The sequence below is a fragment of the Bacillus timonensis genome (assembly GCF_000285535.1).
Taxonomy (GTDB): domain Bacteria; phylum Bacillota; class Bacilli; order Bacillales; family Bacillaceae_L; genus Ferdinandcohnia; species Ferdinandcohnia timonensis.
Genome location: NZ_HE610985.1, coordinates 1,154,344 through 1,179,852, shown reverse-complemented (window position 1 = coordinate 1,179,852; position 25,509 = coordinate 1,154,344). Strand labels below are relative to the sequence as shown.

The window sequence follows — 25,509 nt, the reverse complement described above, 5'->3', positions numbered from 1 at the left end:
AAGGAGGAAATAGGTTTTTTCAACAATTCGGCACCACTTATAGGCGGAGTTCATACGATATAACACAATGTAAGGAGGCTTCGAAATGGATAATAATTTTTTTAAGAATATCGAAAAGAAAACAGGCGTAGATATGCAAGAGGTATTCAAGCTAGCAAACTCTTTGCAAAATGCAAATTTTAAAGATGCAGATACAGTTCGTAATGTAATTAGAAAGGTCTCTAAAATTGCAAAAAAACCAGTAAATCAACAGCTTGAAGACAAAATTGTAAACAGTATCGTAAATGGTAATGAAAAAATGGACTTCAACACCATTTCAAAAATGATTAACAAAAAGTAAGGGTAGGGGTCTGACGAAATTGTCAGACCTTTTTATCCGGACCCCAACAAAATCAATACTTGTAGCGAATTCTTTAGTAATAAAACATACATATGAAATAAAAATGGGGGAGGGCAAAGGATGGGCTATATTTTACCTATCAATAATGAACAATTCAATCAGTATGTACACCGTACAACTGCCTATAAAACAAATTATATGAAGCTTCATCAGGTGAATCCAGTTTCAGTGAACCTTAAACAACGAACCCATGATTTGCACCAAGTTGAACGAAAATCAATGACGAAAAAACAAAGCCATTACATTGAACATATTCGTGCCCAACATACTGGCCAAGGTCTGCTTTTTAATGAAAGCATTTAAAAAAGGGGAAGGCTAGAATTCTTGGACATATAAGCCTTCCTCTTCACGCCATTCCGCATAAAGCAAATCCTTATATGTAGCCACACCCTGGTTTTTTAACTCCGATTGTAACCAATTTTCAGAAAAACCGCTTTCCTTTAAATTTTCCTTAATTAAAACACCATCACTTACCAATGTAATAGGGAGTCGTACCTTTTGTTCAGCCATATTATAGTCCTGACGAGTAGGTGGTTCATAGGGAGACTTTTTTAGGACGCTAATAGTGCCATCTGTTTCTAATATGGCATACTCCGCCTCTCTAATTGAAAATACACCCTTGGAACGAAGAAGGTGCTGGAGTTGGTTAATATCCAGTTTGTTTTTCTTTAAATGCTCTCGAATAATTTTACCCTTGTGAATAATGATTGAAGGTTTCCCCTCGAGAAACGGTCTTGTCTTACGAACCTTCTGTGTAATTAGTTCAATCACATAAATTAAAATCCCCCAAATCACTATAGCAAAAAGAATTTGAAAACTCCCCACATGTTGATCGAAAGCAGCATTTCCAACTAATTCACCAAGTACCAAAGCAGAAATAAAATCGAAAGCGGTAATTTGGGTTATTTGTGTTTTTCCTAGTATTTTTGTCAGAATCAATAACCCTAATAGGCCAACCACTAAATCAAATGCAATTCTAAAATATTCCAAAAAGCTCACCCCTCTATGGTAGAATGAGCAGGTTTTCCTTTTTTTATCCATGAAAAAAAGGATGCCATTACAAATGACATCCATCCTACTCTTATATTTCTTTAACCATAGTTACATGAGGTATTCCAGCATCCATAAATAGCCCAGAAACGGTCTCATATCCAAGTTTTTTATAGAAGTTTTCTGCATGTGTTTGAGCATTCAGTTTTAACTTTGATATGCCTCGCTCTTTCGCAATGTCCTCAATCTTTTGCATAATCAAATTCCCTGCTCCTTTTTTACGGTAAGAAGCGAGAACGCAAATACGTTCTACTTTGCCGTAACCGTCAAGTAATCGGAAACGTCCAGCTCCTACAGGTTGATTGTCATCATAAAGGACAATATGAGTAGCTTCATCCTCAAATTGATCAATCTCTTCTTCAACAGGTACATTTTGTTCATCGACGAAAACCACTTTTCTGATTGTGTAGGCATCGTCTTTTTCTTTGTTGTTTGTTACGATTCTTGCTTCCATACTGTTTTTAATTTTCCTTTCCTAAACGAAATGTTTCATAAACGGTCCAAGAGCCATTTTCTAGCTGATAAAGGAGATGAAATCGATCAATTTGTTCCTCATGATTCATATTTAACATTCGTAATTGACCATACACATCCGAATGCTCATCACTAGAAAGCTTTTGTCCTATTGTAATGTGAGGAACAAACGCATATTCGGGTTCTCCTGCAAAATAACCCGAGTGAAGTGCATTATGTAATTTTTGTAGTTCTTCATTAGGATCTACCTTCAAGTAAATCACATTATTAACAGGGGAAAAGGAGCTAACCTTTAAAACTTTTAATGGAAATGGGTTTATTTGGTTAGAAACCTCTTCTAACTCCCTAGAAATATTTTTAATCTCGACATCTGATGCTTCAAATGCATTTCTAACCGTAATATGTGGTGGAATTAATGCATAATGTGGGTCATAGCGTTTTCGATACGAATTTGCCGTGTCTTGAAGTTTTTTTGACGGGAAGATAACAATGCCATATTTCATTTGATTGCCCTCCTACTGGATTATTATTCAAAACGTGAAGTACCTGATGTGCGATATACGAAAATAATAACATAATTATATCAAATATCTGAAAATGATAGAATACCAAAAAAATAATCAAATACGCCTTGGTGTATTTGTGCCCGATTTTTTTCGGGCTTGCTCGAAAAACTCCCTTTGAAAAATCGTGGCATTCGCGGGATGCTTTAACTTTATTCAGCTGGGGTTTGAAACAAAACACCAAGATAACTCTTATTTATTCTTCCCTCAATTATTATAGTAGGGAAATTTCTCCTGAATTAAGTTAAGACAACATTTTTGATAGGGCTCTTGGTAAATCAGGCTGCCAATACTTCCATGTATGGTTGCCATTAAATTCTTCATAAAAATAGGGATACCCTTTTTTCAAAATGATGTCATGCAATTCACGGTTAGGGGTTAAAAAATCTTCTATATCCCCTTTGGTTGTTTTGACTTCGGTTTCACCTATTCCTATTACATGATACAAATCAAGGAGATGTGGCTCTCCAAAATTTTTAACTTTTTCAAGGACATGTTTATTTACGAAAGGTGATTGCATCATCACCTTTCCGAAAGTATGTGGGTATTCAAGTGCTGTTAAAAGTGAAATAGTCGCCGCCAATGAATCCCCAATTAATGCGCGACCCTGGCCGATTTGATAGGTTGGGAACTCTTGGTCGAGAAATGGAACTAGTTCTTCAGCTAAAAAGCGCTTATATAAATGATGCTGGTCACCATCCGGATGGTATTTCCTACGACGATCTGCAACGCTTTTATAAGGAACTCCTATAATAATGGTATTGCTCATTTCGCCTGTTTCTAATAGTTTATCGGCAACCCTTGCAACCCTTCCAAGGTTAAAATAATCACGTCCATCCTGAGCGATAAGAATATTATATTTGTAAAGGGGAGAGTAGGTTGCTGGTAAATAAACAATAAGTTCAAATTCTTCATCTAAAATCTTACTATGTATAGTCATTTCCCTAACAGTGCCCTTATTAACCATCTTTAATAATCCTCCAAATAAACAATTTACATGTCTTATTATATCGCTTTAAAAAGGAAAACGACAGGGAAAATCCCTGTCGCTAATCGGTGTTTATTAAGCAGTTGCTTTATCCATGTGTTTCTTTTCTGATTCTGCAACATACACTGCACATGCAGCATCACCTGTTATATTGATAGCTGTACGTGTCATATCAAGTAAGCGGTCAATACCGATAATTAAACCAATTCCTTCCGCTGGTAAACCAACCGCAGTTAGTACCATTGCCAGCATGATTAATCCAACACCAGGGACCCCAGCTGTACCAACACTAGCAAGTACCGCTGTTAAAATAACCACTAAAATTTGAGTGAATGTTAGGTCAACACCGTATACTTGCGCAATGAAAATGGTAGCAACACCTTGCATGATTGCTGTTCCATCCATATTAATTGTCGCACCTAATGGTTGAACAAAGCTACTAATAGGTTCAGGAACCTTAAGATTTTTTTGGGCAGTGTCCATTGAAACTGGAAGTGTTGCATTACTACTTGAAGTACTAAAAGCAACTGTCATTGCAGGTGCAAAGCCTTTAAAAAACTCGATTGGATTTCGTTTTGCCAGAAATGCAATTGTACCGCCATATGTTACAGCAGCATGGATTAATAGGGCAGCAAGTACTATTAGGAAATAAGCGAGCATTGCTTTAATCGCTGCATATCCTTGGCCTCCGATTGCAGTTGCAATAAGACCGAATGTACCATAGGGTGCTGTTTTCATTACAAGATTAACTAAATACATCATGATTTCATTTGCTTGCTCAAACAGATTTAAAATTCCCTTTGTTTTTTCTCCTAAGACAGTTAAAGCTAAACCTATGAAAATAGCAAATGCAATAATTTGAAGCATATTTGCATCATTCATCGCTGTAAAAGGATTTGTCGGAATGATATTAATTAACGTTTCCATAACTGGAGGAGCTTCTGTTGCACCATCATAGGTTGCTCCTGTAGTATCGAATCCTCCACCAGTCCCCGGCTTAAAAATTGAGGCAAGTGCAATTGCAATTGTAATGGCAATTGTCGTTGTTGCTATGAAGTAAGTAATTGTTTTTGCTCCAATTCTTCCGAGCTTCTTTGGATCGCCTAACCCAGCTACTCCTAGAGTAATAGATACTAAGACAATCGGAACAACAAGCATTTTAATTAAATTTAAGAAAATTTGACCTAGTGGAACAAAGATATAGGTATTCGCAAATTCAAAAGCGGATGGTGATGTTACATTTAAAATGAGCCCAACAACCGCACCTAAACCTAAACCTAATAAAATCTTCTTAGTTAATGACATAAAAAACCTCCTCTAAAGATGTAGTTGATGTGTACTTTTGGATGCAAAAGGGAATGTGAATTGCGATGAAAAGCATATTTTTGGAGACACAAAAGGCCACGAGAGTAGGGCTCATGGCCATAAAGTAGGTTTTTGCAAACGCTCTCTCCGGAATGCTTACGAGGTTAGCTGTCGGATTCGGATGAAGAGTATTTTCCTACCTTTTTTATTAAAAGGATTCACCCCGAGTGCCCTTTTGCACGTTAATGGTTCCCCCGTTTCTCAAAAAATGAGAATTCAGCGAATATAAAGTTATAAATTGCCCCATTATTATATTTATATCTTATAAGTAGACATCTTGTAAATAATGCTTTAGTATGATTCTGCTTTAACAACCTTAACTTGCGGGACAATTTCAATAAAAGTACTATAATCTAATTGACAAACTTCTAAAGCGAATGTATAGTAAGAATTGTCCATATATTGTGATTCATTAGCAGGGTGAGAATTACGTTGTTTGGAAACTATCCTTTTATATTACGAGCGATTAGTTCAGTGGGAGAATACGTCCTTGACAGGGACGGGGTCGGGGGTTCGAATCCCTCATCGCTCATAGGTTTAAGCCACTTTCTAGAAAATATGAAAGTGGCTTTTTTTTATATTGAAATTAAAGGGGTATATGAAATACCAATTGGTTGCATGTTATGACTAAAACTATCCATAATTTAGCAGAGGTGCAGCAGGTATGCCTGAACATTTTGAAGTAATTTTGAGGTCAATAACCTCTTTCAGTCTCTTACTAATAGGAGCGAGAATATTAGGTAAGCAAACGATATCACAAATGACAATGTTTGATTTTGTTGCAGCAATTACGTTAGGAGCAATCTCAGCAAATTTAGCATTCAACACTACTATAAAGGTCCACCATACGATTATTGCATTTTCTATATATGTAGCTATTATTTTTCTTATTGCAATCATATCGTTAAAAAATAGAAAAGGGAGAAAATTTCTAGCCGGTGATCCAACTATCGTAATACAGAATGGGAAAATATTAGAAAAAAATATGAATAAAATGCGTTATACCCTAGATTATTTAAATCAACAATTACGAGAAAAAGACGTTTTTAATATTGAAGAGGTACTCTTTGCGATAGTAGAGACGAATGGAACATTGACTGTGTTAAAAAAGCCGCAGTTTAGAAATGTAACCAGGCAGGATTTAATGGTAGCAGTAATGTCTGAACAAAGGTTACCAATTGAACTAATCATGGATGGTGAAATCATTGAAGAGAACCTAGAACAAAATAAAATAACTAGATCGTGGTTAAAAGTAGAATTACAAAAGAGAGGTTTAACGGTTCATGATGTTGTTTATGCCGTATTGGCCGCTAATTCGAATCTTTACATTGATACATATAGAGATCATATTCATTCTCCAATTGATAAAGAATAAATAGGCCGGGACGAGAACTTCGTCCCGATTACATAGTAGCAATTATTAATTAATTAATTAATTAAGTTCCAGAAAAACCTCTTCAAATGTGGTTATATAATTTTAGCACTCTACTTTTCTACTTTCCAATTGTCCTGTGTTATTTTTTGATTTTTTGAATAAAATACAAAAACCATACAGCATGATTTTGTTCATCAGATGCTGCACGTTTAAATCTATCCTTAATCGTACTATCCTGAGTTTTTTCTGCAATATCTAAATAAGTATATACAGCCCATTGTTCGTCTTTAAATGCAAACTCAATTCCAGCTCTATACGTATCCGGGCATTCCTCAATAATTTTAGGAGATGGCTTTCTTCCTGTTAAACACGTGCAAATCTCGCTGGATGTGTTATGGGCTATTGTGCATACATAAACCTAAGTATTGGTTATAAATATAGTTTGATGGATTTAAAGAAAGACTCACATATTAACAAATTTGAATATAAATGAATAATGTGAAAAAGTATTACAAACCATTGGTACGGACCGTTTACTTCATTCACTTCAATCATTGATATCTCTACATAAAGAATGTATGTTCTGAAACCTTGAAAGGAATGTGGTGGCAATGAATCAAGATAAATTAAAAGAATATTTAATAAAGCTTAGGGAAAATGCGCAAACAATGATTTTCAATAACTCCAAAAACATTGTCTATAATTCCACAAATCAAAGTAAAATCAATCTGCGAGCCTTTTCAGTATTGCAGAAAATGGTTGATCCCAATTTAAACAATATTTTACTAGAAAAAGCATTTTTACCACTTTCAAACGGTAGTCCCCATATCATGTATACCTTAAATAAAATCATCAATCACCTTTCTAAGGAAGAATCAACCCCTTGTTCTAATAAGGTATTTATTGATGTAAACACTGCGAAATCATTAAAAGAAGAGCGTAGTGATAAATTGTTTGGAAAAACACAAAATAAAAAACATATTATGGTTAGCCTTGACCGATCCATGCTTGAAACCCCTGAAACTTTTACTCATTTATTGCAAGCCGGCATGACAATTGCCAGAATAAACTGTGCACATGACAATTTAACAGTATGGAAAAAGATGATTCAGACATTAAGAAAGGCAGAAGAAAAGCATAATGCAAGATGTGCTGGCGATGATTCAAAATGTAAAATCTTCATCGATCTTCCAGGGCCTAAAATTCGAATTGGTTCAATTACACCTAGTAAAAATAAAAAAGGCAAGAAAGAGAGCTATATAAAAATAAAGAAAAATGATATTTTGCGAATTTATAAAAATGATAAATATATTGGAATTCCTAAAACGGATACAGAACCAGCATCGGTTGGAGTTACATTACCTAAAGCTTTGAGAAATGTTCGAATCAATGACAGAGTGTACATTGATGATGGCAAAATATTTGGGAAGGTTGTATTGAATACAGAGGAGTATATTGAGATTGAAATTTTTTTAACAAGAAAAAAAGAAGAAACGATCTATCCAGAAAATGGAATAAATTTCCCTGACTCCCTTGTCCATTTAAATGTCTCAACCGTATCGGAATCAGATTTATCGATTTTGAAATCAATGTATAAAGACATTGATTTAGTTGGCATTTCATATATTAATCATCCAAAAGATATTCAAATGGTAAAGCAACAGTTAGAATTACTCACGGATGAAAAAAAAGGAATCATTGCAAAAATAGAAACTAAAAATGCCATATTATCATTATCCAAAATTATTATGGAAGGACTGAATTGTAGTCTGTTTGGAGTCATGATTGCAAGAGGGGATTTAGTTATTGAAATTGGATTGGAACAGTTTTTAAGCGCACAAGAAGGCATTCTAGAAATCTGTAATGCAGCCCATACTCCTGTAATATGGGCCACTGGAGTCTTAGAAAATATGAATAAGAAAAATATCCCATCAATAACTGAATTAACAGATGCACAGGCAGGTTTAAGAGCAGATTGTATTATGCTTAATAAAGGTCCTTATGTTCCAAATTCAATTGAATTTTTACAGAAGTTGAACGAAATTAACCAAGACCCACAATTTCATTTAAGGAATTCATTGGTGTCATTCGTCCAATTTGATTTTTGATGTTTAGAGGATAAATATGTAATAAAAAGAATGTAATAAAACAGCCCATTTTAGATAAATGCCCAAGAATTATTACATTCGCGGAATATATTGTAATTGAAAATAAGAGGAGGGATAAAAGTTGAGTGTAAATCTTTACGACCATCAACAGCTTATGAATAATCACCCAGGTTCAATGATTGACCCAAATGATAGTAGAATTTTTGGAAGACCATTTGGCTTTGGAAGACCATTTGGTTTTGGTAGACCGTTTGGTTTTGGACGTCCATTTGGCTTTGGATTCGGAAGACCTTTTGGCTTTGGATTTGGTGCTCCATTCTTAGGAGGCGCGTTATTAGGGGGATTACTAGGAAGTACCTTAGCTGGCCCGTGGGGATATGGTTATCCTGGTTATGGTTATGGTTTTGGATATCCATATGGTTTCGGAGGCTATCCTTTTTATTAACATGTAATGCCGGTCGGTTACCTATTTTAGGTAGCCGTCTTCTTTTTTGCAAAAAAAACACCCAAATAAATGGGTGTTTTCTATCATTCAATATACGTGTTAGGCCGACTTAGCTCCAACCTTTTTCAGCTCTTTACGCTTCTTCGCAAATTCAGCAGTTGCTGTGAATAGTACATCTGATGAAGAGTTAAGTGCAGTTTCGCATGAGTCTTGAAGGACACCAATGATAAAACCAACTGCAACGACTTGCATTGCAACATCGTTTGGAATACCAAATAAGCTTGATGCTAAAGGAATCAGTAAGAGAGACCCACCGGCAACACCAGAAGCACCCGCTGCTGAAATTGCAGATAGAACACTAAGAATAAGGGCTGTTGCAAAATCAACTTCAACACCAAGTGTATGGACTGCTGCGAGGGTTAGAACTGAAATCGTTACCGCAGCACCAGCCATGTTTATCGTACCACCTAATGGGATTGAAACTGAATAAGTATCTTTATTTAGTCCAAGTTTTTCACATAAATTCATGTTAACTGGTATGTTTGCAGCGGAACTGCGAGTAAAGAATGCTGTAATCCCACTTTCTCGCAAACATCTAAAGACGAGCGGATATGGGTTTTGACGAATGTAGAAATACACAATTAACGGATTGACAACTAACGCTATAAAAAACATACATCCAAGTAAAAGGACTAGAATTCGTCCATATTCCGTTAATGCAGAAAGTCCATTTGTAACAAATGCATCAAACACTAACCCCATGATTCCGATTGGAGCTAGGCTGATTACCCATTTTACAACAGTAGTGATCGCGTCAGAAATATTAGATAGCAATGTTTTAGTAGTGTCGTTCGCATTTTTTAGTGCAATTCCGAGTACTATTGCCCAGGCAAGTATTCCAATATAGTTTGCATTGATAAGAGCATTGATAGGGTTGTCCACGATGTTAAACAGTAATGTTTGAAGGACCTCTAAAATGCCACTTGGTGGTGTAAGGTCGTCTGCTCCAGTAACAAGGGACAATTTTACTGGGAAGATAAAGCTTGCCAAAACGGCAATAAATCCTGCTAAAAATGTACTAATTGCATATAAACCAATAATAGATTTAATATTCGTTTTCGTTCCACTTCTATTTTTAGAGATGGCACCAATAACCAAGAATAAGACCAGGACAGGTGCAACAGCTTTTAAGGCACCAACAAATAAAGAACCGAAAATGGAAACCCATTTTGCTCCCTCAGGAACTATTAAGGCCAATAAAACACCTACGATAATACCTGCAAGTATCCGTTTTACAAGGCTGATTTGGTTCCATTTTTGAAACACTTCTTTCATACTTTTTCCCCCTTGTTTTTGGTTGTCCACAACATTCTGCTGTATGAAATATTATTAATAGAATAATATAATATTTGTAAGTTTAACACGAAGATTGTAAATTGTGAATCAATTTTAAAAGATGGAAATAATTTTATTGAGAAAATGTTTCTAGTATTTTGAATATATCAAATTGTGTAACTGGCTCTTATATCCATCTAAAAATACCTATACCATTCAATCAAAGGTACAGGCATTATTTTATCATATAATTTCAGTTTTATAAGGTGTGAAAATGTTGCAAAAAATTCTGGTCTATTTATACGTATTTCTATATGCCAATATAGTTGTTTTGAGGGAGGCGTAGGAGCCAATTGCGGCATACCCGTAGAACCATCCCATAAATATTCCAGCAGTTAAGCTATGCCGATGGCTGTAAAACACTGAAATGACTAATCCAAAAATAAGTGCCAATGTTGGAACATATTTTTTAGGTACTTTAAATAGTTTTTTGATAATTTGTGTGACAATCATCACTAAAGGTACTGCAATTACTGCATCCCAAATATCTGTATGTATTGTAGGGAAATCCATTTTTCATCACATCTCTTCAGAATTTTTTTATTCATAGGTTTGGATAAATATCCCGTCATCTTCTAACCATTCTGCTAAAAAGACATCTTTATAATCTGATACGTTTTTTGAATGAAGTTGATTCTTTAACCAAACTTCATTAAATCCTAAGTCTTGAATCTCGTCCCATAAAATTTTTCCATCTCGAATGATGGTTACAGGTACATACACAGGTTTTTCCGGTAATTGAAAATCTTCTAATGTGGTTTTTTGATATTTGTTCTTCTTTAAAATGCTAATTGATCCACTCGGCTCCAGATAACAATAGGCGACCTCCCGAATAGAAAAGGTTTCGCTTTGGCGAAGGAGACTTTGTAATTGGTTAATATTCATCCTGGCTTTTTTTAGGGCTTCCTTATTAACGGAACCGTTGTTAATAAGTGCAATTGGTTTCCCTTCAAATAGTCCACGAAAAAATATAATCTTTTGGCCAAGGAATTCGACAATAAATAATAGAAATCCCCAAAGGCACATCGAGAAAACAATGTAAATTGCACTGATGGTTTCGTCATACAAGGCATTACCTAAAAGTTCACTTAAGACAATTCCTGAAATAAACGTAAACGGTGTAATTTGGTGAATTATTTTTCGACCAACAATTTTTACGATAATAAATAATAGGAAAAACCCTAGAATTAGTTCGAATGTTAAATGTGCAAATTTCATTTATTTTTGTAAACTCCAATCTATCAAAGGTAAATCATTTTATTTATCTCCAAATACAGGAAATTTATGAATGGTCTTCATAGGGATTAAATAGTAAAACGACTGAATCCACATTCGGATTTCAGTCGCTTTCATTAACATATTTTTTGAATTAGGTTCGGTGAGTTATTACGAGGTGAGTTTACTAATGATGATACCTGATAGGCCTCCATGTGGGTAGCTGCCAATGGTTTTAATAAATGCGTGACCTTTGAAATATCATCCAAAGAAGGGTCTAGCCATGTTTTCTCATCTTCTTTTCGCAAAATAACAGGCATTCGGTCATGTATATCCTTCATTAGCTCGTTTGGAGTTGTGGTAATAATTGAACATGAAAACAAGGGTTTCCCTTCAGGCGATTTCCAACGCTCCCAGATTCCCGCCATTGCAAACAGCTTCTCCGATTTTAATTTAATTCTCATTGGCGTTTTTGATTTTTCAGCTCCTCTTTTCCATTCATAATAACTGTCAGCAATAATAAGACAACGGCGATGTTGGAAAGCTTGTTTGAAGCTAGGTTTTTCAGCTAAAGTTTCAGCACGTGCATTGATCATTTTATACCCGATTTTTTCATCTTTCGCCCATGAAGGGACAAAGCCCCAACGCAAATAACCTAATCGATTACGGCTACCGTCATTAATGACTGAAAGGACAGATTGAGAAGGGGCGATGTTAAAACTTGGATTATATAGGTCTTGTTCAATTGCGGCTTCAATATCAAAACGATTTATGATTTCCTCAAACTCTGCAAATAGTGTAAATCGTCCACACATTGTTTGTTTCAACCTCACTTTATGATGATGGAGAAGGGCTGTGATAGGTAGGCAACTTGATAATAAATGTTGTGCCAATTCCTAACGCACTTTCAACATCGATTGTACCTTTTAACTGTTCAATAATTTGAAAACAAATTGTTAGGCCCATTCCGGTTCCTTTGTCTTTTGTAGAATAAAAGGGTGTGCCAATTTTTGAAAGCTGTTCTTTAGTCATTCCAGGACCATTATCCGTAATTTTTACGATAATGTCCTGACTTTTTGAAAATGCTTCTATCTTTATTGATCCATCATTACCCATCGCTTCAATGGCATTTTTTATAATATTGATTAAAACTTGTTTGATTTCATCTTTATTTCCATTCACAATGAGGGAATTTTCTATTGATGCTTCGACCTCAATATTTTGGATATTGGTATATGATGTCATCAGTTCAATTGTTTTTGAAAGTTCTTCGCTGATGTTAACTAAATGAGTAGTACTATTATTTGGCTTTGCAAGTGATAAATAATCATTAATAATGGATTGTGCGCGATTTAATTCGGAGAGGGTAATATCAATATAGTCTCTCTGTTTTTCAGTGATGTTATCATCACGATTAATTAATTGTAAAAATCCATTTACGGTTGTTAAAGGATTGCGTACTTCATGGGCGACTGAAGCTGCTAGCTGGCTTATCACATTCAATTTTTCGGAGCGTCTAAGTTCTCTTTGTAATAAAATTTGTTGTTTTAAGTTTTCTATAAGGAGGACAACAAGTAGGAGTGTAATCCAAGTAATGATAGAAAAAATAACCATGATTAAAGTTTGCTCGGTTTGGTTATTCTTTACTAAGCTGGCGGCTCTTGTTAGGACAATAAAACAAAAAATAACTGTTAAAATGAATAGTTTACTATTTAATAGAAGGGAATGATATTTTTTCAACAATAAATAAAAAATGATAGCAATGATTGCATAATTAATCAAAGTTATGAAAAAAAACGTATCATCAAGAAGTTGTAAATATACAAGCATAATCAAAATAACAGAAATCCCCTGGAAAAAACCAACATAAAGAAATGCGACGAATATAGGGATAATCCTCAAATCATAACTAAATCCATTTGCGTATGTTACTGGGAAAGACATCGTTGATAAAAGGATGATGACAATCATGATAAGTAGTTTTTTGAGTGATGCTTTGGCGAAGAATGGTGGTCCTGAATAACAAGTAAATAATATACGAGAATAGGAAAAAGAACGATAAGTACATGGTAAAGAACATGCCCAATATGATCAAACACTTTTCGTCACACACCCTATGTTTTAATTTTTTGACAACTTTCTTTATAAAAATTCGACATATTCTCAAATAATCCTTCAATGTTCCACTTGCAACTTTGAGCATATTTTGAAAAAATGTAATATGCAATTTACCCAAATCATAATTCTTTTTTTCTTGTTCTGGGTATGATACAACTAAACATATCTTTAATTTTGGAGGATTATTATGTTTAAAAAATTATTTGGTAGTAAGGATAAAAAAGTTGAGGAGGTATTAGTTGCTCCAGCAACTGGTAATATCCTTGCACTTGAAGAGGTTCCAGACCCAGTGTTTTCCCAAAAAATGATGGGAGATGGACTTGCGATTGAGCCGTCTGAAGGAAAAATTGTTTCACCTGTTAAAGGAGAAATTATTCAAGTTTTTCCAACTAAACATGCCATTGGAATTAAAACTGAAATTGGTTTAGAGCTACTCATACATATCGGCCTTGAAACTGTAAACATGAAAGGTGAAGGATTCACCACTCATGTAAAGGAAGGGGATAAAGTAGAGGTAGGGACTGAGCTTGTAACTTTTGATTTAGATTTGGTTAAAGAGAAGGCTGCAAGCACCATTACTCCAATTGTCATCACAAATTTTGATGCTGTTGAATCGTTTGAAAAAATTGGAACTGGTCAGGCGACAGCAGGTGCAACTGAACTTGCAAAAGTAAAGAAAAAATAAGAAGACGGTCCCGATTTGGGACCGTTTTTTCGTATAGTACTTATTGATTATTTAGACCTGAATTTACATATGTATGAAAGGCAAAGCATAGGATTAATAAGGATTGGTTGTATAAATTTGTAAAAATAGGCCTATATACCCACTGATAAAAAAAGGGTTTTTCCTATTTTTCTAGAAAGAATATATAACCAGTCAATGAGAGGGTATGAAATATGGAGATAGGAAGCAGAATACGTTTCTTTCGAATTCAAAATAATATGACTCAAGAAGAACTTGCACAGGAGATTATCTCAATTTCTTATCTTTCAAAAATTGAAAATAACCAAACCTCAGCAAGTATAGAGGTACTTGAATTATTATGTGAACGGTTAGGAATCAAGCTAATTGAAAGTGAAGAATATGCTCAACTAAAAGAACTTCATGATTGGTACCATCTGATGGTTGCTCGTAAAAGGGAGCCTGCTGTTTCCTTTTACGAATCCTATGAGTGCAAAAATTCAAATGATTCTAGAGTTGCGATTTTCTTTGTTCTTTTTGAGCTAAGATATTTTATCTTTACAAACCAATTAGATAAAGCGGAAGCACAGATTAAGAGAATGGAATTATATCGAGATATACTGGATATTCGAATGAGTTATTTTTACGAAAAATTTGTAGGCCAATTTTATTATTTAAAGAATCATTTTTCCGCTGCGATGGAGCATTTTAAAGTAGCAGAGGAGATTTTAACAAGTAGTGTCCACTTTGAGAGCTGGGAAACGGCTGATTTGTATTACTATAAAGGGCTAAATAATAACCGAATGGGGAAATTAGCCTTAAGTATTGTATATATACAGAAAGCATTGGCAATCTATCAATCTCTATACGACTTGAAAAGAAGTGCTGAATGTCAAATTTTATTGGGCATATGCTATGAAAAAATCAATGAATTTGAAATGGCCGAAAAAAATTATTTGTTAGCAGCAAAGGTAGCTGAAGGTATAAACGATTCGTCTTTATTAGGCTTAATTTACCATAACCAAGGTGTCCTTTATTCAAAAGTAGGTAAATCAAATGAAGCTATTGAACAATTTTTAAATAGTATTACCCATAAAGAAGAACATATGGTAATAGGCAAACTTCGTTCAATTCATGGTTTAATCGAAGAATATTATAAAATTGGTGATCATGAACGGTGTCAAAAATGGCTAAAAGAAGGGTTTGCCTTAGTTGAAACTCATCAAAATTTACAAGACTTTACGATTCATTTCATCTATTATGATTATTTGCTGAATAAGTCTGAAAATCTATCAAGATTTATTGAAAAAGATGCCTTGCCTTATTTTGAAGGCATTGAACATCATCTCCATGTCGCCTATTACGCTGAGGAATTAGGGAAAATCTATCAAGAAAATCATAAATATAAGTTAGCAAGCTATTATTTTTCAAAGGCGATTTCGTCTTTGAAAAAACATAGTCATTTAAATCAATAAATGATTGATTCAAAAAGGAGGTGTGAAATATGAAAAAACTATTGCTAATTCTCATGCTTGGACTTGTGACAATTGCGGGTTACCAACTAAATGAAGGTGTAGCATGGGTGGACAATGACTACCCTGATTCACAAGAAGTGCAGGTATAATGTAGAAAGCAGCCCGATAAAATCAGGGCTGCTTTCTTCTTAATTGTTTATAAAAAGTGATGATAATCGGTTTGGTTATTTTTTACTTCATCAACTTGTTTTTGAATACTGCGGGAGTTAGTAGAATGTTTCTTTTTGGATGTGCCGTCTACGATAAAACCTAAAAGGAGCAACCCTCCAAAAAAGACGATTATCCAGCCCCATAATGGCATCTTCTCACCCCCATATTGTAGGGTATGAGAATGGGGAAAAATAGATGAGAAAAAAGGCATGTTTGTTGTTTAGTTTTAAATTTAAAAAAGCAACGTTCATAAACGTTACTTTTTTGGAATAAATGTAAAGATTTCATTTGATTCAAAGCTATCTACTAACCGGTTAAGCCAAAAATAATATTCTAACGCATTGTTTAACTTCGCAATATCGTTTTCTGCTTCTACTTTAACTTCTTCACTAATTTGTTCGTCCTCTATGAGCTCCTTAAGATCAGTTAAAGATTTCTGAATGGCACTTACATTCATGGAAATGCCACTCCGCCATTTTATCGTAAAAAAGTCAATAAAGGTTTGATACCAATCTTCTTCAACCTCATACAAATCTTTTCGAATCCCTTTTTTCCACACCTTATCGACCATTTTTAGGTCCACTAAATGACGAACAGAAGTACTCATACTTGTTTTACTCATGCCTAGCTCTTGTTTCATATCATCAAGTGTCATTGGCTCATCATGAAAATACATAAGCCCCCAAAGCCTTCCAACTGAAGGTGTTACTCCATATAAATTCATGTTCTGAGCGATTGCATCAATGACTCGTTCTCTTGCTTTTTCAAGCTTGTCTGTGCCTTGCAAGTAAATTCACATCCTACAACAAAAGAATTAATATATATAGCCTACTCATTTGTGCATTGAATGTAAAGAGGAGGTGTTGAAAGGATAATGGAGGATAATGGAGGAATTCTATGCATTCGGAATGTAAAGTACGTACAGTTTTTACTTTACAAACTTTACGGCTGTATATCCAGTCATATCCCTTTTGTGATTTATAAAAATTATTAATACAATTAATAGGTCATAGTTACTAATTGCTTTCTGCATCGGTATTTTGTGGGTTTTTAAGAATATCAAATAATGGTCGGGTTAAATCATCAAGAATATTGAGGTGAAAGAATGGATAGTGAAAAACAAATCAAGATTAAGGTTTCCAATGTAACGAAAATATTTGGACGCTCCTCTAAGAAAGCGATTCAACTATTAAAGGAAGGAAAATCAAAGCAAGAAATATTAAAAAGTACTGGATCTACAGTGGGTGTGAATCAAGCAAGCTTTGAGATTTATCCAGGTGAAATTTTTGTCATCATGGGGTTATCTGGGAGCGGGAAATCTACTTTAGTACGCCTATTAAATAGATTAATAGAACCAACTTCTGGTCAAGTTTTAATTGATGGAAAAGACGTCGTATCCATGAAAAAAGAAGAAATTCGAGAAGTTCGTAGGAAAAAAATGAGCATGGTGTTTCAACGCTTCGCACTATTCCCACATAAAACGGTTCTTCAAAATACCGAATATGGCTTGGAAATTCAAGGTGTACCTAAAGAAGAACGCTCACGAAAAGCGTTCGAAGCGCTTAAATTAGTAGGTCTGGAAGGCTATGAAAATCAATATCCTGACCAACTTAGTGGTGGGATGCAGCAGCGTGTTGGACTTGCAAGAGCGCTCGCAAATGACCCGGATATTTTATTAATGGACGAAGCATTCAGTGCTTTGGATCCATTAATTCGTAAGGACATGCAGGATGAATTGATTGAACTACAGGGTTCAATGGAAAAAACAATTGTCTTTATTACCCATGACCTTGACGAAGCCCTACGAATCGGTGACCGTATTGCCTTAATGAAGGACGGAAACATCGTACAGATCGGAACTCCAGAAGAAATACTTATGAATCCATCTAATGAATATGTAGAAAGATTTGTTGAGGATGTTGATTTATCGAAGGTACTTACTGCTGGACATATTGTCAAACGAGCGGAAACCGTTCAGGTTGATAAAGGAGCTAGACTAGCTCTTAAAATTATGAAGGATCATGGTTTATCGACTGTTTATGCTGTTGACAAGCAGAAAAGACTCGTTGGTGCAGTTAGTGCTGTAGAAGCTTCAAAAGCGGTTGAGCAAAATCTGTCATTATCAGATGTCATGGTTACAGATCTTAAAACCGTTGAGACTAGTACACTACTTGTTGATTTATTCGATGATGTCTCACAGGCGACGATTCCAGTTGCTGTTGTTGATGAACAAAATCGACTCATAGGAATCATCATTCGTGGTGCTGTAATTGGTGCACTTGCAGGGAATAACACATATATTAATGACTTTGGGACTGAACAACTCCCTCTAAGTGATGAAAGGGAGGCTTTATAATGGAAGGTTTATTACCAAAGCTGCCAATAGCGGATTGGATTGATACATTTGTAGACTGGTTAGTCTCAAACTTCGAATTTTTATTTGAAGGGATTGCGGTAGGACTTGAAGGATTTGTAGAAGGAATTGTTGCAGGATTAGGATTTATTCCTTCTATTCTACTAGCTCTTATCTTGGGAGTTGTAGCCTGGAAAATTTGTAATTGGAAAATTGCACTTTTTACATTAATTGGTTTATTTTTAATCGATAACCTAGGTTACTGGGGCAATATGCTAGAAACAATTGCACTTGTGCTAACCTCTGTGGGAATATCGGTTATTCTTGGTATCCCTCTAGGAATATGGGCTTCACAAAGTAGAACGGTGGGCAGTATTGTCATTCCAATACTAGACTTCATGCAAACAATGCCAGCTTTTGTTTACTTATTACCGGCGATCTTTTTCTTCAATATCGGAGTTGTACCTGGTGTTGTTGCGTCAGTTATATTTGCAATGCCACCGACGATTAGACTTACGATACTTGGAATCACCCAAGTGCCACAGGAGTTAATCGAGGCAACTGAAGCCTTTGGCTCTACAACAAAACAAAGACTAGTAAAAGTCCAAATTCCACTGGCTATGCCTACAATTATGGCTGGTATTAACCAAAGCATCATGCTCGCTTTATCTATGGTAGTAATTGCCTCAATGGTAGGTGCACCAGGGTTAGGAGCAGATGTATACCGAGCTGTTACACAGCTGCAAACTGGAACTGGTTTTGAAGCTGGTCTGGCGATTGTTATTGTTGCAATCATCTTAGACCGGATTACTCAAAATATAGGAAAAACTAAACAAGGGGGAACTGCTTAATGTTTAAAAAAGTAGTTAAAGCATCATTAGCAATTGGATTTACTCTAGGACTTGCTGCATGTGGTGGCAATTCTGATGAGGCAGGAACTACATCTACTTCTTCAGCATCTGTAGGAGAGAGAGTAGATTATGAGATTGTTGGAATCGATCCAGGTGCAGGAATCATGAAAGCAACTGCTTCAGCAATTGAAGAATATGGTCTAGACGATTGGACTGTAGTTGAAGGTTCCGGTGCAGCCATGACAGCAGCACTTAAGAAGGCATATGACAAAAAAGAACCAATTATCATCACTGGTTGGACGCCACACTGGAAATTCTCAGCTTTCGATCTTAAATATCTTGAAGACCCTAAGGGAGTATATGGTGGGGAAGAAAACATCCATACGATTGCACGAAATGGTTTAAAAGATGATCTACCAGGTGTTTACACGTTATTAGACCAATTCAATTGGACGGCAGATGATATGGGAAATGTAATGGTAGATATTAATGAAGGAACAAAACCTGAAGAAGCTGCTGCAAAATGGATCGAAGAAAATCCAGATAAAGTTGCAGAGTGGACTGAAGGTGTAGAAGAAGGAAATGGCGAAGAAGTAAAATTAGCATATGTTGCATGGGATAGTGAAATTGCAAGTACCAATATAGTTGCTAAAGTTTTAACAGATTTAGGCTATAAAGTGAAAATGAGCCAAGTAGAAGCCGGCCCAATGTGGACTGGTGTAGCTGATGGATCCGTTGATGCACACGTTGCTGGATGGTTACCTGTAACTCATGCTGATTATGTAGAAAAATATGATGGTCAGTTTGAAGATCTAGGTTCAAACCTTGAAGGTACAAAAATTGGCTTAGTTGTACCAACTTACATGGATATTGACTCAATCGAAGATTTAAAAGAATAACCTTTCAGAGATTTGTCATAACTAAAGAATATTTTTATTGAATGAAACTGTACACTCTATAGATGGGTGTACAGTTTTTTTACGTAAAATGGGTATAATGGCAATTATGTTGGACTTTTTGAAATGGGGGATTGGTAATGAATATAAGCAAATTTTCGATAAAACGACCAATTTTTACTTTAGTCACCATGTTCTTAGTGATCATATTAGGTTTTGTTTCCTTGATGAATATTCCATTAAAGTTAATCCCAGACATCAATCCACCTGTAGGTGTAGTTGTCGCCAATTATTACGGGGCAAGTCCAAATGAGGTATCGGAAAAGGTGACAAAACCACTTGAACAAAGTTTGTCAACATTGCCTGGCTTAAAAACAATGTCATCTACTTCTCAGGAGGGAGCATCCTTAATTTTATTACAGTTTACGTGGACTACTTCGATTGATGATATTGAAAATGATATCTTAAGCCGAATCAATCAAACTCAAATTACGGATGATGCAGAGGCACCACGTTTTTTAAAATTTGATCCATCACAGTTTCCAATTATTCAGTTGTCCCTAAGTATGAAAGGGGATGGAAAAGGACTTCAAGAACTTGCAGAAGGGTTGACTACCGAGCTTACTAAAGTCGAAGGTGTTGCAAATGTCAATCTTTCAGGTGTCATATCTGAGGAAATAAAGGTTGCACTAGATCAAGAACGGTTGGAGGAATATTCCTTAACACAGGCAGATATAGTCAACATCTTGCGAGCTAATTCAGTTTCACTTCCTGGTAATACGATTGAATCAAAAGGGAGGGAGCTTACTACAAGGGTGATAAGTACCTTGAATTCTACCCAGGACATAGAGGAGCTTTCGGTTACTGTTGATCCGATTTTAGGAGAAAAAGTAATCTTAGGTGATCTAGCGAAGATTCACTTAGTGCCAGAAACACAGAGAACGATCACACGAGCTAATATGGAGCCAGCCATGCTTTTAAGTGTCCTTCAGGAATCGGATGCGAATACAGCTCAAGTTTCTGAAGAATTTCAGAAAGAATTAGAAAAAAAGCTTTCACAGGAGAAATATAAAAATGTCAAAGCCGATATTCTATTTGACCAAGGGGACTATGTCAAAATAGCAATTGGAAACATCATAAGTACATTGCTACTTGGTGGTCTTTTTGCAATGATTGTACTCTTTTTCTTCCTTAGAAGTATAAAAAGTCCACTCATTATCGGGATTGCGATTCCATATTCCGTCATAGTGACCTTTGTGCTGATGTATTTTTCAGATTTCTCATTAAATATTCTCACTCTAGGTGGACTTGCGCTTGGAATTGGAATGCTCGTTGACAATTCAATCGTTGTAATCGAAAACATATACCGCCATTTATCAATGGGGAAAGAGCCAAAACAAGCTGCTGCAGATGGAACAAAAGAAATCGGTGCAGCGATTATTGCTTCTACATTGACAACTGTTGCTGTCTTTATACCAGTTGTTTTTATAACTGGATTAATAGGGGAGCTATTTACCGAATTTGCAGTTACGATTGCATTTAGTTTAGTTGCATCCCTCGTTGTGGCATTAACGGTTGTTCCAATGCTTGCTAGTCGATTTTTAAAGAAGCCCAATGAGAATCTTGAAACAAAACGACAAGCCTCAAGAGGCATGGTTTTTTTGGAAAAAGCAACAAGATGGTCATTACGGCATCGCATTTTCGTACTAGTATTTACCGTTGTGATGCTTGGGGTAAGTATACTGGGTCTATTTTCGGTAGGAACCGAATTTATTCCAAAAAGTGATGAAGGATTTTTTACAATAAAACTTAAATTAGAAAACGGTGTCCCGCTTGAAGAGACCCAAGAAACAGTTGCCGCAATTGAAAAGCAACTAGAAGATGAGAAAGACGTAGATGTATATGTAAGCTTAATAGGCTCCACCCAAGAGAAAAGTTTTCGGGGCGGGGGAAGTTCAAGTGAAGCAGAAATATACGTCAAAATGGAGGGAGTTGAGGACCGAAAGAACTCGACTTTTGAGTTTGTAGACAAGAAAAAGAAGGAAATTGAGTCGTCGGTTAGAGAACTTCACCCACATGCAGTCGTTAAATTTAATCTTCAGTCATCATCAGGATCTACACCAAACACATTGCAATTTCATGTAAAGGATACAGATAAGGAACGTCTTGATAAAGCGGTTGCGAAGATTTTGGATTCACTGGTTGATTTGAAGGATGTAACTGAGGTATCAACAGATGTTTCGGAAACAATTGATGAATTACAAATTACAATCGATAAAGAAAAAGCGTTCGAAGAGGGACTTGCTCCTGTACAAATTGCTTCAACAGTTAACGATGTTACTAGGGGAACAAGGGCGTTTCTGCTAACAGATGAAAAAAATCAAATTTATCCTGTTAATGTGAGCTATGACAAAGATTTTACAAATAATATCGAGGGCTTAAGGAATCTTCTTTTAAAAACACAATCAAACACATACGTGTCTTTAGACGACGTGGCTGATATTAAGGTTGGTAAGGGTCCGTTAACTGTTCGTAGAATTGACCAACAGCATGCGGTGCAATTTACGGTGAAATATGTAACGACAACTAATCTTGGCGCGATTTCAAAAAAAGTGGATGAGGCTGTTGCAGGACTTGACTTATCCGATGAAACGGACCTTGTATACAGTGGTGATAAAGAGTTGTTAGAATCCTCCTTAGATCAAATGCTTCTTGCATTTGTACTTGCGCTAACATTGATTTATATCGTGATGGCAGCCCAATTTGAATCATTAAAGTATCCGTTTGTTATCATGTTCACGGTCCCATTAATGGTTATTGGGGTAGCAATTGGTCTGTATTTCACTAAAACGCCAATTGGAATCACCGCTATCATCGGGATTATCGTGTTAGCAGGTATCGTAGTAAACAATGCGATAGTGCTTGTGGATTATATCAATCTGAAGAAGGGGGAGGGAATGAGTTCATACGAAGCAATTGTAACGGCTGTAAAAGATCGAACGAGACCTGTTATGATGACTGCTTCTACAACAATTCTTGGATTATTACCCCTCGCTTTCGGTATTGGAGAAGGGTCTGAAATCAATCAACCGATGGGGATTACGGTGATTGGTGGGTTAGTCAGCAGCACACTATTAACGCTATTTATTACCCCGATTGTATATAGTTTGTTTGATAAAGAGACGAGGAGGAGAGCAAGAGGGAAATAAACGAATTGACCTTGTGGTTTGGTTTTAGAGGTGGCCACAAGAATTGTTGTCGGGATGAGCGTTTGTTTGGATATTATTGTAAAAAGATATGGCATAGGCGCAGGATATGAGCGCTGGTTTGGATATTGATGGAAAAGGGTAAGGTATAAGTTCCGGATATGAGTGTTTGATTGGATATTGTTGGAAAAGGATATGGCATAAGCGCAGGATATGAATGAATATTTGGATATTACTAGGAAATAGTCATGCTATAAGTGGACAATAATAGAAATTTCAAAGAGAACACAGGCGCAATAAGTCCTTCATCAGCCAGATGAAGGACAGAGACCTGGACCTAAGATTTAACTTCAGCCAGATGAAGGACATACCAAGAGGGAGACCTGGCCCAAAAAGTTCACATAAACCGAATGAAGGACATTTCCGTCCAAACCACAATCACGGTCCAAATGCTCCTCATCACAACATACGAAAACTACTCTGATTCCTACCGATGCACCCAACCTTAGCTTTGTCTCAAAAACTCTAATACAGGCTCAAATGGCTGTTTATCTTTGGCATCAAAATAATGTGCAAAGGGACAGCCTTTTTCATTAATTCTTTCAATAATTGTCTCGAGTGGAAAATCCTCGATGGACAAATCATCCGTTATCTCCTCCCAATATAGCGGGGTTGCAACAAAAGCGCCATCATTTCCACGAACTGAATACGGAGCTACAATGGTTTTTCCTTCGGCATGTTGCACGTAATCAACATAAAGTCGATTGCCGCGGTTCTTTTTCAGTCTCTCTGTTGTAAAAAGATCGGGTTCCATTGTTGTTAAATAGTTTGCGATAAACTCCGTAAATTGGCGCGTATCATCATATGTAAATCGGTTTTCGGGAAGGGGAATATAAATTTGTAATCCTTTATTACCGGATGTCTTTACAAATGAATTCAATTTAAGGCCGTCAAAAACTTCCTTTAAAATCGTTGCTGCTTTTTTTGCTAATGGAAAAGCTTCACGGGACGGGGGATCCAAATCAAAAACTATCTCAGATGGTCCTTTTGAATATATCGTTTGAAAAGGGATATGGAACTCAAAACTTAATTGATTTCCTAGCCATGTAAGCGTCTTTAAGTCATTGCAAACAATATAATCAATTCCCTCGGACATGGAGGTTTTGATATAGTCAGGTGCATACTCAGGGCAATTTTTTTGGTAAAACCTTTCTCCATACATGCCATGTGGGTAACGAATGACTGTTAATAGACGATCCTTTAAAAACGGAAGCATATAGGGAGAAATCTCAACTAAATAATGGATGTAATCCAACTTTGTGATTGATTTTTCCTTCCAAAGTGGTTTGTCGGGATGAGTAATTTCAATATCTTCAGGCAAAAGTGGTGCATTCCGAACGAGCTTTTCCCATGTACAGTCATGCCAATCAACATCGAAACGGAATTTTGAAAAGCTTGGTTGGCGCAATTGATCTTTATACAATTCCAAATAAAAAAGCTCAACACAAATCCCAGGTTCTACTTTAATAAAACCGGATGTTTCATCCATTGCATTGGATTGAATAACTCCAAGGAGTGCTTGTCTTTCATCAGGAGAAAGGCCGTGTGAAAACAAGCCAATTTCATAAATTTGGTTATTTCTCACGACGCCGACGTGAAAAAAAGCGTTTTTTTTGTCATAGCCCAAAATAAAAAAGGCACCAATTTGCCAATTTTTTATTTTATACCAGTTTGTTGTACGCTTGCCTTGATCCCATGTGCTATCAATCTTTTTCGCAATGATTCCTTCTGCGTTATATTCTGTAGCATTTTTCCAGATTGCCTCAAACTCCTGGTCATATGTGACCAATTGGATAAGTTGTTCACTCTTTGGCTCAATAATCCTCGAGAGCTTTGTCTGTTCAAAAAGCTTGTACAAATCTTTTTTGCGATTTAGGAATTTAGCTGTCATCCGATTTTGCCCACCTAGTGTAAGCAAATCAAAAACCAAATAATGTGCGGACGTATCAACAGATGCCTGAGCAATTTTAGCTTCACTTTTTAATCGACCACGCAGCTGTATCTTTTCAAAGCTTGCTTTATAAGGTGAATCTAAAATGCATAGCTCCCCATCAAAAACCAACGGTAAGAACGGTTTCATTACATCCGAAAGTTCCTCACAGTGGTTAATAATTTCTGGGAACTGTTCATTAAGGAGGTTCCCGTTCCTGCTGATTAACTGGATACGATCTTTTTCCCAATGCAACAATGCCCGAAAACCATCATATTTAATTTCATAAACCCAATTTGGTCCTGTGGGAGCTTCGAAAATAAGAGTCGGAAGCATTGGTTTCAGCATCA

General features: G+C 36.0%; 25 protein-coding genes, 1 tRNA gene and 1 riboswitch. Of the genes, 12 read left to right on the top strand and 14 right to left on the bottom strand.

Translation table 11 applies throughout. The features are described 5' to 3' along the window. The first annotated feature begins 85 nt into the window (after positions 1-85). Both BTHG_RS06135 and BTHG_RS24345 read left to right on the top strand, forming a co-directional pair. Positions 86-340 carry a stage VI sporulation protein F gene (locus BTHG_RS06135; RefSeq protein ID WP_010283303.1) on the top strand — a complete coding sequence of 85 codons (255 nt, stop codon included), beginning with the start codon at positions 86-88 and terminating at the stop codon, positions 338-340. A 120-nt stretch (positions 341-460) separates the two neighbouring features. Next, positions 461-703, top strand: a complete 243-nt coding sequence (locus BTHG_RS24345; RefSeq protein WP_010283302.1) for a hypothetical protein — start codon at positions 461-463, stop codon at positions 701-703. A gap of 12 nt (positions 704-715) precedes the next feature. Here the strand turns inward: BTHG_RS24345 and BTHG_RS06125 are convergent, their stop codons facing one another. The 5 genes from BTHG_RS06125 to BTHG_RS06105 all read right to left on the bottom strand — a co-directional run bounded on the left by BTHG_RS06125 (position 716) and on the right by BTHG_RS06105 (position 4,780). Beyond that, on the bottom strand, positions 716-1,390 hold the full coding sequence (locus BTHG_RS06125) for a DUF421 domain-containing protein (protein WP_010283301.1): 675 nt from the start codon (positions 1,388-1,390) through the stop codon (positions 716-718). Positions 1,391-1,481: 91 nt separating this feature from the next. Beyond that, the gene (locus BTHG_RS06120) at positions 1,482-1,904 is read right to left on the bottom strand and encodes a GNAT family N-acetyltransferase (RefSeq protein ID WP_010283300.1); all 423 of its coding nucleotides are present in this window, start codon (positions 1,902-1,904) and stop codon (positions 1,482-1,484) included. 7 nt (positions 1,905-1,911) lie between these two features. After that, complete coding sequence (locus BTHG_RS06115; RefSeq protein WP_010283299.1) at positions 1,912-2,427, bottom strand: YjcG family protein; 516 nt, start codon at positions 2,425-2,427, stop codon at positions 1,912-1,914. Positions 2,428-2,731: 304 nt separating this feature from the next. Further along, positions 2,732-3,454, bottom strand: coding sequence for an alpha/beta hydrolase (locus tag BTHG_RS06110; RefSeq protein WP_010283298.1), 723 nt, complete (start codon positions 3,452-3,454; stop codon positions 2,732-2,734). A gap of 96 nt (positions 3,455-3,550) precedes the next feature. Then, entirely contained in the window at positions 3,551-4,780 is a 1,230-nt protein-coding gene (locus BTHG_RS06105; protein ID WP_010283297.1) for a dicarboxylate/amino acid:cation symporter, read from the bottom strand. 138 nt (positions 4,781-4,918) lie between these two features. Further along, positions 4,919-5,072, bottom strand: a riboswitch (cyclic di-AMP (ydaO/yuaA leader). A gap of 228 nt (positions 5,073-5,300) precedes the next feature. Between BTHG_RS06105 and BTHG_RS06100 the strand changes: the two genes are divergently transcribed. Together BTHG_RS06100 and BTHG_RS06095 are read left to right on the top strand one after the other, a co-directional pair. Beyond that, a tRNA-Val gene (locus BTHG_RS06100) sits at positions 5,301-5,372 on the top strand. A 132-nt stretch (positions 5,373-5,504) separates the two neighbouring features. Next, the gene (locus tag BTHG_RS06095) at positions 5,505-6,215 is read left to right on the top strand and encodes a DUF421 domain-containing protein (RefSeq protein ID WP_010283296.1); all 711 of its coding nucleotides are present in this window, start codon (positions 5,505-5,507) and stop codon (positions 6,213-6,215) included. Between the two features lie 139 nt (positions 6,216-6,354). On the opposite strand, the gene BTHG_RS27295 is transcribed toward BTHG_RS06095, so the two are convergent. After that, positions 6,355-6,519: a ferritin family protein gene (locus BTHG_RS27295; RefSeq protein ID WP_408605271.1), complete on the bottom strand. Its 165-nt coding sequence runs from the start codon at positions 6,517-6,519 to the stop codon at positions 6,355-6,357. A gap of 307 nt (positions 6,520-6,826) precedes the next feature. Here BTHG_RS27295 and BTHG_RS06090 point away from each other — a divergent pair, with 307 nt between their 5' ends. Next, on the top strand, positions 6,827-8,323 hold the full coding sequence (locus BTHG_RS06090) for a pyruvate kinase (RefSeq protein ID WP_010283295.1): 1,497 nt from the start codon (positions 6,827-6,829) through the stop codon (positions 8,321-8,323). Positions 8,324-8,498: 175 nt separating this feature from the next. Continuing rightward, the gene (locus BTHG_RS06085) at positions 8,499-8,768 is read left to right on the top strand and encodes a hypothetical protein (RefSeq protein ID WP_042341579.1); all 270 of its coding nucleotides are present in this window, start codon (positions 8,499-8,501) and stop codon (positions 8,766-8,768) included. A 99-nt stretch (positions 8,769-8,867) separates the two neighbouring features. Here the strand turns inward: BTHG_RS06085 and sstT are convergent, their stop codons facing one another. The 5 genes from sstT to BTHG_RS24340 all read right to left on the bottom strand — a co-directional run bounded on the left by sstT (position 8,868) and on the right by BTHG_RS24340 (position 13,208). Continuing rightward, positions 8,868-10,103, bottom strand: coding sequence for a serine/threonine transporter SstT (gene sstT, locus BTHG_RS06080; protein ID WP_010283293.1), 1,236 nt, complete (start codon positions 10,101-10,103; stop codon positions 8,868-8,870). A gap of 294 nt (positions 10,104-10,397) precedes the next feature. After that, on the bottom strand, positions 10,398-10,676 hold the full coding sequence (locus tag BTHG_RS06075) for a hypothetical protein (protein ID WP_010283292.1): 279 nt from the start codon (positions 10,674-10,676) through the stop codon (positions 10,398-10,400). A 27-nt stretch (positions 10,677-10,703) separates the two neighbouring features. Then, complete coding sequence (locus tag BTHG_RS06070) at positions 10,704-11,381, bottom strand: YetF domain-containing protein (RefSeq protein ID WP_010283291.1); 678 nt, start codon at positions 11,379-11,381, stop codon at positions 10,704-10,706. Between the two features lie 134 nt (positions 11,382-11,515). Further along, positions 11,516-12,193, bottom strand: coding sequence for an SOS response-associated peptidase (locus BTHG_RS06065; RefSeq protein ID WP_010283290.1), 678 nt, complete (start codon positions 12,191-12,193; stop codon positions 11,516-11,518). 19 nt (positions 12,194-12,212) lie between these two features. Continuing rightward, positions 12,213-13,208 carry an ATP-binding protein gene (locus BTHG_RS24340; RefSeq protein ID WP_232284436.1) on the bottom strand — a complete coding sequence of 332 codons (996 nt, stop codon included), beginning with the start codon at positions 13,206-13,208 and terminating at the stop codon, positions 12,213-12,215. Between the two features lie 475 nt (positions 13,209-13,683). Here BTHG_RS24340 and BTHG_RS06055 point away from each other — a divergent pair, with 475 nt between their 5' ends. Both BTHG_RS06055 and BTHG_RS24335 read left to right on the top strand, forming a co-directional pair. Beyond that, positions 13,684-14,181, top strand: a complete 498-nt coding sequence (locus BTHG_RS06055) for a PTS sugar transporter subunit IIA (protein WP_010283288.1) — start codon at positions 13,684-13,686, stop codon at positions 14,179-14,181. A 212-nt stretch (positions 14,182-14,393) separates the two neighbouring features. Further along, positions 14,394-15,653, top strand: a complete 1,260-nt coding sequence (locus tag BTHG_RS24335) for a helix-turn-helix transcriptional regulator (protein WP_010283287.1) — start codon at positions 14,394-14,396, stop codon at positions 15,651-15,653. Between the two features lie 196 nt (positions 15,654-15,849). On the opposite strand, the gene BTHG_RS26675 is transcribed toward BTHG_RS24335, so the two are convergent. Both BTHG_RS26675 and cudC read right to left on the bottom strand, forming a co-directional pair. Further along, on the bottom strand, positions 15,850-16,014 hold the full coding sequence (locus BTHG_RS26675; protein WP_157256129.1) for a hypothetical protein: 165 nt from the start codon (positions 16,012-16,014) through the stop codon (positions 15,850-15,852). 105 nt (positions 16,015-16,119) lie between these two features. After that, positions 16,120-16,650 carry a choline uptake/conversion transcriptional regulator CudC gene (cudC, locus tag BTHG_RS06030; protein WP_010283286.1) on the bottom strand — a complete coding sequence of 177 codons (531 nt, stop codon included), beginning with the start codon at positions 16,648-16,650 and terminating at the stop codon, positions 16,120-16,122. 318 nt (positions 16,651-16,968) lie between these two features. On the opposite strand from cudC, the gene proV reads away from it, so the two are divergent. From proV to BTHG_RS06010, 4 genes are all read left to right on the top strand, one after another. After that, a complete protein-coding gene (gene proV / locus BTHG_RS06025) occupies positions 16,969-18,219 on the top strand; it encodes a glycine betaine/L-proline ABC transporter ATP-binding protein ProV (protein ID WP_010283285.1) in 1,251 nt (416 codons plus the stop codon). Beyond that, positions 18,219-19,067, top strand: coding sequence for an ABC transporter permease (locus BTHG_RS06020; protein ID WP_010283284.1), 849 nt, complete (start codon positions 18,219-18,221; stop codon positions 19,065-19,067). The genes proV and BTHG_RS06020 overlap by 1 nt, the downstream gene beginning before the upstream one ends. Next, positions 19,067-19,966: a glycine betaine ABC transporter substrate-binding protein gene (locus tag BTHG_RS06015; RefSeq protein ID WP_010283283.1), complete on the top strand. Its 900-nt coding sequence runs from the start codon at positions 19,067-19,069 to the stop codon at positions 19,964-19,966. The genes BTHG_RS06020 and BTHG_RS06015 overlap by 1 nt, the downstream gene beginning before the upstream one ends. Positions 19,967-20,103: 137 nt before the next feature. Further along, positions 20,104-23,172 (top strand): efflux RND transporter permease subunit, encoded by a 3,069-nt coding sequence (locus tag BTHG_RS06010; protein WP_010283282.1) that lies wholly within the window; start codon positions 20,104-20,106, stop codon positions 23,170-23,172. Between the two features lie 502 nt (positions 23,173-23,674). Here BTHG_RS06010 and BTHG_RS06005 read toward each other — a convergent pair. Continuing rightward, positions 23,675-25,507 carry a DNA ligase D gene (locus BTHG_RS06005; RefSeq protein ID WP_010283281.1) on the bottom strand — a complete coding sequence of 611 codons (1,833 nt, stop codon included), beginning with the start codon at positions 25,505-25,507 and terminating at the stop codon, positions 23,675-23,677. Between the last annotated feature and the right edge of the window lie 2 nt (positions 25,508-25,509).